The organism is Stenotrophomonas sp. STEN063, assembly GCF_056854515.1.
The window spans coordinates 14796-27207 of the sequence record NZ_JBXFWF010000067.1; the positions used below are offsets into that span (position 1 = coordinate 14796).

Genomic DNA, 12412 nt, shown 5'->3' on the forward strand with positions numbered 1-12412 from the left:
GCCTTCGCCGCCCCCACCGTAGTGCCGAGCCATGCTCGGCATGGGCTTTACCGGTAAAAATCCGCTTGTGGGAGCGGCATAAGCCGCGACGCTGACAGTGCATCAGCCAGCTAAAAGCCAACCCCTCCCCAACCCTCCCCTTGCCTGCGGCAAAGGGAGGGAGCCAAGCGTAGTGCCGAGCCATGCTCGGCAGGGGCATTACTGACGAGGCCAATGCCGAGCATGGCTCGGCACTACAGGTGCAGCCTTACAGCTCCACCGTATCGAATACCTGCCCATGCTGCGGGTGCTGCTGCCACATCTGCTGCAGGCTCAGCCCACGGACTGGGTCGATGAAATCCGGGGCGATGTCGGCCAGCGGCTTGAGCACGAAGGCATGCTTCAACTCCGGACGCGGGATGCGCAGATGCCCTGGGCCTTCCACCACCAGGTCGCCGTAATAGACCACGTCGATATCCAGGGTACGGTCGCTGAAACGCGGGCCGGAGCGGTCACGCCCGTGCGCGTCTTCCACCGCATGCAGCCAATCGTCCAGCTCGCCCAGCGGCAGCTCGGTGTCCAGCATCACCGCGTTGTTGAGGAAGTCCGGTCCGTCGAAACCCACGGCCGGGGTGCGGTAGGCCGGGGAGACGCGGATCGCGCCAAAACGTTCGCGCAATACGGCAACGGCCGCCTGCAGGTAATGCTGCGGTTGCAGGTTGCTGCCCAGGCTGAGGAGCACGGTGGTCATGAGTTGGTTTGCCTGCGGGCCCGCCCGCGCCACGATGGACGAGCTTGAGCACCGCATCGTAGGAGGGGGCGCACATGATAGGCCAGCCGTCGCCAACCCGCACATGCCAGCAGCGCTGTATCAGCCCACACCGAGCGCGTCGGCTACCGCACGGAATACCCGCTGCATCTCCAGCGGTTTGGGCAGCACGTGTACGCTGATCCCCGACGGCGCCTCGCCATCGGCGAAGGCCGGCGCATTGGCATCCTCCAGCACGATTGCCGGGCCGCGATAGCCCATCGCCTGCATCTCCGCCAACAGCTGTCCCGCCGACAAAAGGGGAATGCCGCTGTCGACCAGCACCACATCCGGCAGCCCGGCCTCCTGCAGATGACGCATTGCCACCGCGCCATCGCTGGCCAGGCGCATGCGATAGCCCTGGCTGGACAGCGCATTGCCCAGCAGCGACAAGCGTGTCGCCTCGTCATCGACAACCAGCAGGCGCTCACCATGACCGACCCGGGTTCTTTCCAGCGGCTCGGCATCCTCGCTGCCGGCACTTTCGCACATCGGCAACAGCAGTTCGAAGGTGGTGCCCTCGCCCAGCGCGCTCTGCACCTGGATCTTCCCGCCGATGCTCTCGACGATGCGATGGCAGGACACCAGGCCCAGCCCGGTACCTTCCGTCTTGGTGGTGAAGAAGGGAGTGAACAAACGCTGCACGGTGGCCGCATCCATGCCGACGCCATCATCGCTGACGCGGATGCGCACCATGCCTTCCTCGCCGGCGACACGCTCGGCAACCAGGCTCAAGCTGCCGCCGTCGGGCATCGCCTGGATGGCATTGAGCGCAAGATTGAGCAACACCTGCTGCAGCTCGGTGTAATTGGCCTCGATCGCCATGCGATCGTCGGAGACTTCCAGATGCAGCTCGGCATTGCGCGGCAGGCTGCTCTTGAGCAGCATGCCCACCGCCTGGAACAGGCGCTGCAGCACGATCCGTTCGCTGGGTTGGCGTGAGCCGCGCACGAAGGACAGCATCGACTCGACCATCTCATGGCCACGGCGTCCGCACTCGGCGATGACATCGGCCAACCGGACGATCTTGGGATCATCGCTGCGGTCACGGATCAGGTCGGGAATGATCAGCAATGGCTGCAGGATATTGCGCAGGTCATGGCTGAGCCCGGCCGCTAGCAGGGCCAGGCTCTCCAGCCGCTGCGCACGCATCAACTCATCTTCAACCCGCAGGCGTTCCAGCTCGCTGCGGGTCTCGCGTACCAGTCGTGCCACCGCCGACGGTAGCCGGGCTGGCTGGTGCTTGATGATGTAATCATTGGCGCCTTGCTGCAGCGCCTCCACCGCGGTCTCCTCACCCATCGTGCCGGAGACGAAAATGAAGGGAACCCTGGGGTGCAGCTCACGCAGGATCTGCAGCGCCTGGTAGCCGGAGAAGCCCGGCATGCTCAGGTCCGACAGCACCACGTCCGGCACATTTTCGGCCAGGGCATCGCGCATCGCCGGCTCGTTGTCGACGCGCTCGAACTCGATCTGCAGACCGGCCTCGAGCAACTGGTCGACGACCAGCTCGGCATCCACCGGCGAATCCTCCACCAGCAGGATTCGCAACGGCCCCAATGGCGCTCCCTTGTTTGGCATCTGTGTTTACTCGTGCTCCGGTGCCTGGTTGATCAACGCCCAGAAGGTGCCGATCGTCCGCACCGCCTGGAAGAACTGGTCGATGTCCACCGGCTTGACCACATAGGCGTTGACGCCCAGGTCCCAGCTGCGGGCCAGGTCGCTCTCTTCGCGCGACGAAGACAGGATCACCACCGGCAGGCGCTTGAGGTCCTCATCGGCGCGGATCAGCCGCAGTACTTCAAGGCCATCCATGCGTGGCATCTTGATGTCCAGCAGCAGCACGGCCGGCAGGCCTTCCTCGCGCTGGGCGAAGGCGCCGCGCCTGAGCAGGAAGTCCATTGCTTCAACCCCGTCTTCGACGTGCACGATGGGGTTGGCCAGGGAGGCATCACGCAGCGCGTCGATCGCCATTTCGGCATCGGCTTGGCTGTCTTCGGCGAGCAGGATGGTGCGCAGGGGACTCATTCCACGGTGTCCTTGTTGGATGCTTCGGTTGCCTGGGGAAGAACGAAACTGAAAGTGGCGCCTTGATCCACCTGTGCATCGGCCCAGATGCGGCCGCCGTGCCGGGTCAGCACACGGCGTACGCTGGCCAGGCCAATGCCGGTGCCCGGATATTCCGAGGCCTTGTGCAGGCGCTGGAACACACCGAACAACTTGCTGGCGTATTGCATGTCGAAACCAGCGCCATTGTCGCTGACGCTGAACTGATGGCTGCCGTCGGGCAGCTGTTTGGCGTTGACCTCGATGACCGCCTTGTCGCGCGCCGCGGTGTACTTGACCGCGTTGCCGAGCAGATTCAGCCAGACCTGGCGCAACATGTTTTCATCGCCGATCAGCACCGGCAGCCTGCCGATCTTCCACTCCACCTCGCGCGGCTTGCCATCCTCGCCGGCTTCGTTCTTCAGGTTGGAATCGAGCAGGGCACGGGTATCGGCCACCAGTGACTGCATGTCCACCCGCTGCAGGCGCATCGCGCCGCGTCCCAGCCGCGAGTAGACCAGCAGATCATCGATCAGCGCCGCCATCAGCTGCGCCGAGTTGCTGATCACCTCCAGGTAGTGCTGGGTCTTGCTGTCGCCCCCCTCGCCGAGGTGTCGCCGCAACTTGTCGGAGAAGCCAGCCACATGCCGCAGTGGCGCCCGCAGATCGTGCGAAACCGAGTAACTGAAGGCCTCCAGCTCGCGGTTGACGTCAGCCATCTGCTCGACCTTGCCTTCAAGCTGGTGATTGAGATCCTCCACGTGCTGCTGCACGGCGCGCTGTACGGTGATGTCGCTGATCGTCATCAACACCACGTCATCCTCGGCGTCGGGCAAGGCCATGCGCCGGGCATTGATCAGCATGGTGCGATGCATGCCATCCACGCTGCGTTGCTGGTGCTCGAAATCCCACAGCTCGCGCCCACGCAGCAGTACATCGGCCAGGCGCTGGCGCACCAACGGGTCCTCCCACGCACCGTCACCGATGTCCTGCAACTGCTGCAGGCTGATATCGGCATCGTCAACGCCATACAACTCGGTGAATGCGGTGTTGTGCAGCACCACCCGCAGTTTACTGTCGAGCAGGACGATGGGCTCACGCACGGTCTGCAGCACCGCACTGGCGCGGGCGCTGGCCTTGCTCAAGCGCAGCTCGACATCGGCACGACCACCGATCTGCCGCTGCAACAGCCACAGCACCAGACCCAGCAGCAGCAATTGCACCGCCAGCGCGGTCCAGGTCACCATCGACGCCAGCTGTTGCTGCTCCCTCGCCTTGGCTGCGCGCTTCACCAGCAGCGCATCCTCGTGATCCTGCAGCTCCTGCACCAGTTGCCGGATCGGGTATTGGAAGGTCATTTCCTCGATCAGCTCGCGCTGTCGGGGGGAGTCGGTGCTGGCGGCGATTTCCCTGGCCAGCGCCATGCGCCGCTCCAGCATCGAGTCCATCTTGCCGATGCGCACCAGCTGCTCCGGGCTGTCACTGACCAGCTGCGCCAGCTCGGTCAGGTTCACGCCGATACGATCGGCTGTCTGCAGGCGCTCCTGCAGTGCCGGTGAATCGATGCCCTTGGACAAGGTCAGCGCCGCCGACTCGACATCGCGGATATCCGCCTGCAGGTTGTACAGGCGCGCGCCCACCGCCTGGGTATGCACGACCCAGTTGGACGCATTCACGCTATCGGCCGCCAACCGCTGCAGGGTCAAGGCCGGCACCACGATGATCAACAACGCGGCCAGACCCAGCCCATACAGGCGCCAGCGGCTCCAGCCATCGTCGGTCAATCGCGTCACCATCCCTTCCCCTGCGTGCTGACGGGCCTGCGCCTGACGCGACGGCCCGGAGTTCATCGACGGTGTCGATCCGGAGTCAATCGATGGTGGCGTGACCAGCACGACAGCATCGCTGACTGTCGGCCAAGGATTGCACGAATAGGTGTACCCGTGCACCCCCAGTCAGCAGGACCTGTGTCGATGCCTACCTCGTCTACCAGCAAGCCTCAGTCCGCCTCGCCAGCAGGCTTGATCGCATGCCCACCAAACTCATTGCGCATTGCCGCCAGCATGCGGTCGCTGAAGGAATTTGCCTGCCGCGAGCGCAGCCGCTCCAGCAGTGACAAGGTGATCACCGGCGCCGGCACATCCAGTTCGATGGCCTCGGCCACGGTCCAGCGGCCCTCTCCGGAGTCCTCGACGTAGGGAGCGATGCCATCCAGCGCGGGGTTCTTCTGCAGCGCGTCGGCGCTGAGGTCCAGCAACCATGAACGCACCACGCTGCCATGCCGCCAGACCTCGGCCACCTTGCCCACGTCCAGCGCGAACTCGGCCTTCTTCTCCATCAGCGCGAAACCTTCGGCATAGGCCTGCATCATTCCGTATTCGATGCCGTTGTGGACCATCTTGCTGAAGTGTCCGGCACCAACCGGGCCCACATGCGCCCAACCGCGATCTGGTGCCGGTGCCAGCGCCTTGAACAGTGGCGACAGACGCGCCACCACCTCGGTTTCGCCGCCGATCATCAGGCAATAGCCTTCCTGCAATCCCCACACGCCACCGCTGGTGCCGCAGTCCACGAACGCGACCCCGGCTTCCATGCAGCGTGCAGCACGTTGCTGCGACTGCTTGTACCAGGAGTTGCCACCATCGATCACCACGTCACCAGCGGACAGCAGCGGCAGCAGGCTGTCCAGCGTGGCATCGACCACCTTGGACGGCACCATCAGCCACAGTGCACGTGGTGCCGGCAGCGCCTCCACCAACGCCGACAATGCGTCCACAGTGGCAATACCGTGCCCGGCCACCTGCGCCCGCGCCTGCTCACCCGGATCAAATCCGCTGACGGCAATCCCCGCACGCTGCAGACGCTGCGCCATGTTGGCGCCCATGCGGCCCAGGCCGATCATTCCCAATTCCATGTTGAAGCTCCTCCGACGGTAGTGACTATCCTGCTGCGCAAGCCTCCAGGCGGGCCTGCAACCAGCGCTGGTAAATGGTGGTGTGCAGGTTGTGCAGCACCAGTTCAATGACAAAAGGCGTACGCGGGTTGCGGTCCAGCAGACGCGCGATGTGGTAGCCCAACGGACGCACGCCCTGCCTGTGCACGTACAACATCAACTCGCGGTATACCGGATCGGCCAGCACCGCATCCATCTGCGCCAGCACGGCCTGCTGCGACGCCGGCAACGCCGCACGCAAGGCCGCGTCACGCTCGTACAGCAACCGTTCGAAACGCCGCCAACCGCTGCCTGGCAACTGCTGGGCCAGCTCCCACAACTGTTTATTGAGTGCATCGTAATGGACGAAGCCGCCGTGCCGGGCCAAGGCCTCGGCTGCCGCCGCACTGACATCGGTGATGACGAAATTCTCGGCCTGGTTGTTGATGTCATCCAGGTACGCAGCATCGAAAGCATGCACGATATAGCCCGGCGCGCCCATGAATGCCTGTCTACCCAACGCGGAGGTCCGCACCGCCTTGCCGTCGCCGAACAATTCGCCTGCACTGCTGCCCAGCAGGATGCTCTGGGTGTCGTGCAGGCTCAGGAAGGTGCCGATCGACAGTTCGCCGGCGCTGAACGCGGTATCGAAGGCGGCATCACCAAACAGCTCGCGAAACGTCGCCAGCTGCGCCACCTGCCGCCCCACCCCGCATTCGGAGCGGACACGGCCGGAATAGAACGCCTCCATCGCCACCGAATTGCGCGCCTGCGGCGCATAGCCGCGACCAAAGCTGCGGAAGCGCTGCCAGCCCTGTGCGCGCGCACCGCGCACACCGAAGCCTATCCACCCCAGCTGCAGCGCCGAGAAGCGGTAACCCGGGTTCTCCTGCAACCGCGAACTTGCCGTGCGCGCCGCATCACCGAGTTTGAAAGCGTAGCCGCAGATGCTCGCCTGCTGCTGCAATACCTGGTCGGCCAACTGCTCGCGTTGTACGGCGCTGTAGGCGCGTGGCACCTGCAGGCGCAGGTCACCCTGCGCCTGTGCTTCGGCCAGCGAAGCGCGTCGGCAGGGATCACCGCCGGTTATCTGCGGCGCGGGCGCCTCACTTGGCTCCAGTTGCCAACCCAGCTGCTGCAGAACAGCCATTTTGCAGCCGGCTTCAGCCAGCAACGGCATCGCCAACGCAGACAACACCAGGATCCATCGGCTGGCCCGCTGCTTCGCGTGCCAGCCACGCTTCATCGAGCCGGTTCCAGCGGGACAACGGCTGCCGCCTGGTCCACGTAGTACTGCAAGCGCCCAAAGAAATTGCGGTAGAACTGCGCGTCCTGGACGGTGCTGCTGGCAACCCGCACCAGCGAGTCGTCATTGCTGCCGAACGGCAGCGACACCGAACCCAACGCGCCGACGCCAACGCTGGCCGAGGTCGGCGACTTCTTCAAGGCATAGCGGTCCTGCACCGCACTCACGAACACCTGTGCCTTGCCGGCTCCCTGCGCGGCGCAGGACACCCGCAACACCAGTTGCTCATGCACCTCGTCCTTGGGCTGGAAGTTCTTGTTGCCCTCCACGTTGCTGGCATCGGCACGGGTGATCGCATAGCCCTGGCCAAGCAACGCGCGTCGCGCGGCCTCGCAGGCCTGCGCTGGTTCAGCATCGATGCTGCGCGTATAGGTATCGCCCGAATCGAAGGATTCGCGCAGCAAGGTGCTGTTGACGGCCTTGCCGCCGCACGCGGTGAGCAACATGCTCACAACGGCCAGCGCGGGCAGCGCGGGCAGCAGACGTCGGCGCATGGGCAACTCCACAGTCAGCGAAGACCCACAGCATAACGCCGCCAACGTAGGGCTACGTTGACGGCGTTTAAAGCTTGCAGATCCCGTTGTCGCTACGCTCAGCTCGGCTGTGCGCAGCGCGGTGTCAGTCGGCCCAGCGGCCCGGGCCGGTGGACTGTGGCAGCACCTGCGCCGACAGCGGGCGGTCCTTTTCCAGCACGTTCAAGGCATCGGCGAGGATCGAGGCCGATTCCCTCAACAGCGGGTCCGGACGCTTCTCGGCCGCCTTCTCACGGGCGGCATCCTTGACGATGTCACGCTCGTTGCCGGTCAGGCCATCGTCGTTGCTGTCCTCGGCGAGCGGATCCAGCGGCAGGCCCAGTTCCTTGCGGATCTGCTGGCGCTGCTTGCGCTGTGCTTCCTGCTTGTCACGCTCGGCACGGCGCTCGGCTTCGTTGAGCGATACGTACTTCTTGGCGGCCTCGGTGCGGAACTGCTGCACGTCCTCTTCCCACCACTGGAACTCACGGTCGGCGCGGATGCGCGTTGCATGCAGGGTTTCCAGGCGCGGCACGATCGGTGCGAAGTTGCCGTACTGGGTATGCGGCACGGCGGCGATGCGGGTCCACGGCAAGGCATTGTCGTAGGTGCTTTCACCAAACTCGCTGGCATCGACGCTGGCCGGGAAGGCCAGGTCCGGCACCACGCCCTTGTGCTGGGTGCTGGAGCCACTGACACGGAAGAACTGGGCGATGGTCAGCTTGACCTGGCCAAAGCGTTCCTTCTCGCTGGCCGGCCAACGGTCCAGCGGCACCACGTTCTGCACGGTGCCCTTGCCGAAGGTGGTTTCACCGATCACCAGGCCACGACCGTAGTCCTGGATGGCACCAGCGAAAATCTCCGAGGCCGAGGCCGAGCCACGGTTGATCAGCACCGCCAGCGGGCCGTCCCAGGCCACGGCAGGGTTGCGGTCGCTGTTGACGGTGACGCGGCCGCCGGATTCACGCACCTGCACCACCGGGCCCTGCTCGATGAACAGACCGGTCAACTCGATGGCTTCGTCCAGCGAACCACCGCCGTTGTTGCGCAGGTCCAGCACCACGCCATCGAGCTTGTCGGCCTTGAAGCCAGCGAGCAGCTTGGCCACGTCGCGGGTAGCAGAGGCATAGTCGGCGGCATTGCGGCGGCGGCCTTCGAAGTCCTGGTAGAAGGTCGGCAGCTTGACCACGCCGATGCGGCGTTCCTGCTCGCCACCGACACCCGGGATGGTCATGGTCTCGCCCTTGGCGGCCTGCTCGGACAGGCGGATCTTCTGCCGGGTCAGGGTCAGCATGCGGTGCTTGCCATCCACGCCTTCGGCGGCCGGGATGTATTCCAGACGTACCTGGGTGTCCTTGGCGCCACGGATCTTGCCGACCACATCGTCGATGCGCCAGCCGATCACGTCCTCGACCGGGCCGGAACGGCCCTGGCCAACGCCGACGATGCGGTCACCGGCCTTGAGCGTGCCGTCCATCGCCACCGGGCCACCCGGCACCACCTCGCGGATCACCACCATGTCGTCCTGACGCTGCAGCTGGGCACCAATGCCCTCCAGCGACAGCGACATGGCCTGGTTGAAGTTCTCGGCCGTACGCGGGGTGAAGTAATCGGTATGCGGGTCGACGGCGCTGGTGTAGGCGTTCATGTAGAACGAGAACACGTCGTCACCCTTGAGCTCGTTGATGGTCTTGAGCAGGGTGTCGTAACGCTTGTCCAGGGTCTTGCGGATGTCAGCGGCCGGCTTGCCGGCCAGCTTCAGCCGCAGCCAGTCGTTCTTGACCGACTTGCGCCACAGCTCGTCCAACTCGGCGTTGGTTGCCCACGGCACGTCCTTGCGGTCGTAGTTGAAGCGCTCTTCAACAGTGAAATCAGGCTCCTGGCGCAGCAGGCGACGGGCATAGGCCACGCGCTCGCCCACCCGCTGGCGGTACACCGCGAACACCTGGTAGGCCGGATCCAGCTCGCCGGAACGGATGGCGTCACCGGTCCGAGCCGCCAGCGGCGCGAAGCGATCCACGTCCTCCTTGGTGAAGAACTGCTTGCCGCTGTCCAACGACTCCAGGTAACGCTTGAACACGTCCTGCGAGGTCGCCGCGTCGAGCTGGCGCGGGCGGTAGGCGTAACGGCTGTCCGACAACAAGCCGTAGACCAGCTTGGAGGTGGTGGCCTGGTCGATGGTCGCTGCCGAGGGCAAGGCCGTATCGGCGCGCGCCAGCAAGGCGGCGGGAGCGGTCAGCGCGAGGGCCAGCAGGAAAACGGGAACTCGGTAGTTCATCAAAATACTCGTGGCACCGAATGTTGTGGGGAGACTGCGGGCAAGTTCGACACGCCGACAGTGCCGAAAGTTTCGGCACTTGTCACCTTGCTTGGCTCCAGAGTAGCTGCCGCCCCGTAGCAGTTTGTGAATCACTGCCGTGGCACCACTCGAATCGACGCGATCCCGGCTGCGGCAGTGGGCCGCAGCGGGATGCCGGGGTCTGGTTCAGACAGCGACGCCGGCGCCGGCCGCCTGCTGGTCGGCGTGGTAGGACGAACGCACCATCGGGCCGGAGGCAACGTGGGTGAAGCCCAGTTCGTAGCCGTAATCCTCGAACGCCTTGTACTCCTCCGGCGTCCAGTAACGCAGCACCGGGTGGTGGTGGGCGGTCGGCTGCAGGTACTGGCCGATGGTCACCATTTCCACGTCGTGCGCGCGCAGGTCACGCAGGGTGGCCTGCACCTGCTCGAAGGTTTCACCCAGGCCGAGCATGATGCCGGACTTGGTCGGCACGTTCGGGTGCTGTGCCTTGAAATTCTTCAACAGGGTCAGCGACCACTGGTAGTCCGCGCCCGGGCGTACGTTGCGGTACAGGTCCGGCACGGTTTCGATGTTGTGGTTGAACACGTCCGGCGGGTTCTGCGCGAGGATTTCCAGCGCGCGTTCCATGCGGCCCTTGCCACGGAAGTCCGGGGTCAGCACTTCGATGCGGGTCTTGGGCGACTTCTCGCGGATGGCGGTGATGCAGTCGACGAAGTGCTGGGCACCGCCGTCGCGCAGGTCATCGCGGTCAACGCTGGTCACCACCACGTACTTCAGGCCCATGTCGGCCACGGTCTGGCCAAGGCTGGCCGGCTCGTTGGCGTCCGGCGGCTTCGGTCGGCCGTGGGCCACATCGCAGAACGAGCAGCGGCGGGTACAGACTTCGCCCAGGATCATGAAGGTGGCGGTGCCGTGGCCGAAGCATTCGTGGATGTTCGGGCAGCTCGCTTCCTCGCACACCGTCACCAGGCGGTTCTCGCGCAGCTTGGCCTTGAGGTTGGCCACGGCATTGCCCGAAGGAATGCGCACGCGGATCCAGGAAGGCTTGCGCAGCACCGGCGCGTCGGCGAACTGCACCGGCGAGCGGTTGATCTTGTCGCCGCCAAGCTGTTTGACACCGGCCTGCAACGGCGCGGACGGAATGTCGCCCTGCACGACCTGCAGGGGGATGGAGCGCGTGGTGGTTTCAGTCATGGCGTTATCAGCGGTCTCAGAGCCGCGTAGTCAGATCGGGCAGTTCGGGCGTCGGCTGCAAGGCCAGGCCGAACTGCTGGGCCAGATGGGACAGCAGCACCGACTTGACCGCTTCGATGCCCGAAGGACCGCCCAAGTCTAGCACCGAGGTCACCTGCATCCCGGCGTAGCCGCAGGGGTTGATGCGGTGGAAGGGTTCCAGGTCCAGCGACACATTGAACGCCAGCCCGTGGAAACTGCAGCCGCGGCGCACGCGGATGCCGAGCGCGGCGATCTTGGCGCCGCCGACGTAGACACCGGGCGCGCCGTCCATGCGTTCCGCACCGATGTTCCATTCATCCAGGGTGTCGATGATGGCCTGCTCGATCCGGCACACGTAATCACGCACACCGATGCCGAGCCGACGCAGGTCCAGCAGCGGGTAGACCACGATCTGGCCCGGTCCGTGATAGGTCACCTGGCCGCCGCGGTCCACATGCAGCACCGGGATATCACCGGCCGCGAGCACGTGCTCGGGCTTGCCGGCCTGGCCCAGGGTGAACACCGGGTCATGCTCGACCACCCACAGCTCGTCGGCAGAGCCGTCGTTGCGGGTATCGGTGAACTGCTGCATGGCGTGCCAGACAGGCTCATAGCCTTGCCGGCCCAGATCACGCAGCAATGCTGGCCGCAGCGCCTTGCGCTGCGTTTCTGCCGCACAGGCGGTTACAGCGTCCACTTCACTTCCGGATGCTCACGCATCGCCGTGTGGGCAGCATCGTACTGTTCACGGCTCTCCGCCTTGAAGGCGATGCGCACCGAGACGTACTTGCCGTTGGAGGACTGTTTCCAGCTGATGCGCTCTTCCAGTACCTCGATACCGGCGCTTTGCAGCAACTTGGGCAGTTCAGCTTCCAGGCCGATATTGGCTGCGCCCATGGCGCTGAGCTCAAAGGTACCGGGGAACTGGAAGCCGTGTTCAGGGTTGTCGGACTTGATTTCCATGCCGCCATTATCGGGGCGAACGCCTACAAACCCAAGGCCACAGCCGATCCACAGCCTTCCACGGACGCCAGGTAGTGCCGAGCCATGCTCGGCAGAGGCCGGTCCCAACACACCTGTCCGTAGTGCCGAGCCATGCTCGGCAGAGGCCTGACCGGCAACGCTCGCAGTAGGAGCGGCGTCAGCCGCGAAGCTCATGGATGTTCAGGTTGCGGGCATTGCCATTGATGCAGATGGCCAGCTTCGCGGCTAACGCCGCTCCCAAATTGGCCGCCGGGAAGGCCCCTTGCCGAGCATGGCTCGGCCCTACACCCTAGAAACCAGAAGGGGCGCGTGGGCGGCGCGTCTGCGG

Annotated in this window: 11 protein-coding genes; all 11 read right to left on the bottom strand. The window is 65.0% G+C overall.

What is annotated here, in order from left to right:
• Positions 1-247: 247 nt before the first annotated feature.
• The 11 genes from folK to AC1VWL_RS15945 all read right to left on the bottom strand — a co-directional run bounded on the left by folK (position 248) and on the right by AC1VWL_RS15945 (position 12063).
• The gene (gene folK, locus AC1VWL_RS15895; protein ID WP_481615554.1) at positions 248-730 is read right to left on the bottom strand and encodes a 2-amino-4-hydroxy-6-hydroxymethyldihydropteridine diphosphokinase; all 483 of its coding nucleotides are present in this window, start codon (positions 728-730) and stop codon (positions 248-250) included.
• A 120-nt stretch (positions 731-850) separates the two neighbouring features.
• Positions 851-2368: an ATP-binding response regulator gene (locus tag AC1VWL_RS15900; RefSeq protein WP_482987335.1), complete on the bottom strand. Its 1518-nt coding sequence runs from the start codon at positions 2366-2368 to the stop codon at positions 851-853.
• 6 nt (positions 2369-2374) lie between these two features.
• Positions 2375-2815 (bottom strand): response regulator, encoded by a 441-nt coding sequence (locus AC1VWL_RS15905; RefSeq protein ID WP_282271069.1) that lies wholly within the window; start codon positions 2813-2815, stop codon positions 2375-2377.
• Complete coding sequence (locus AC1VWL_RS15910; RefSeq protein WP_481615556.1) at positions 2812-4629, bottom strand: sensor histidine kinase; 1818 nt, start codon at positions 4627-4629, stop codon at positions 2812-2814. Before AC1VWL_RS15910 ends, AC1VWL_RS15905 begins: the two co-directional genes overlap by 4 nt.
• Positions 4630-4832: 203 nt before the next feature.
• Positions 4833-5747 (bottom strand): phosphogluconate dehydrogenase (NAD(+)-dependent, decarboxylating), encoded by a 915-nt coding sequence (gene gnd, locus AC1VWL_RS15915; protein WP_482987336.1) that lies wholly within the window; start codon positions 5745-5747, stop codon positions 4833-4835.
• A 25-nt stretch (positions 5748-5772) separates the two neighbouring features.
• A complete protein-coding gene (locus tag AC1VWL_RS15920) occupies positions 5773-6945 on the bottom strand; it encodes a hypothetical protein (protein ID WP_482987340.1) in 1173 nt (390 codons plus the stop codon).
• Positions 6946-7007: 62 nt separating this feature from the next.
• The gene (locus AC1VWL_RS15925; protein WP_482987337.1) at positions 7008-7565 is read right to left on the bottom strand and encodes a DUF2242 domain-containing protein; all 558 of its coding nucleotides are present in this window, start codon (positions 7563-7565) and stop codon (positions 7008-7010) included.
• Between the two features lie 124 nt (positions 7566-7689).
• Positions 7690-9861 carry a carboxy terminal-processing peptidase gene (locus AC1VWL_RS15930; RefSeq protein ID WP_482987338.1) on the bottom strand — a complete coding sequence of 724 codons (2172 nt, stop codon included), beginning with the start codon at positions 9859-9861 and terminating at the stop codon, positions 7690-7692.
• Between the two features lie 207 nt (positions 9862-10068).
• Positions 10069-11079 carry a lipoyl synthase gene (gene lipA, locus AC1VWL_RS15935; protein ID WP_481513795.1) on the bottom strand — a complete coding sequence of 337 codons (1011 nt, stop codon included), beginning with the start codon at positions 11077-11079 and terminating at the stop codon, positions 10069-10071.
• Between the two features lie 16 nt (positions 11080-11095).
• Positions 11096-11797, bottom strand: a complete 702-nt coding sequence (gene lipB, locus AC1VWL_RS15940; RefSeq protein WP_482987339.1) for a lipoyl(octanoyl) transferase LipB — start codon at positions 11795-11797, stop codon at positions 11096-11098.
• On the bottom strand, positions 11785-12063 hold the full coding sequence (locus AC1VWL_RS15945; RefSeq protein ID WP_282271059.1) for a DUF493 family protein: 279 nt from the start codon (positions 12061-12063) through the stop codon (positions 11785-11787). The genes lipB and AC1VWL_RS15945 overlap by 13 nt, the downstream gene beginning before the upstream one ends.
• Positions 12064-12412 lie beyond the last annotated feature (349 nt).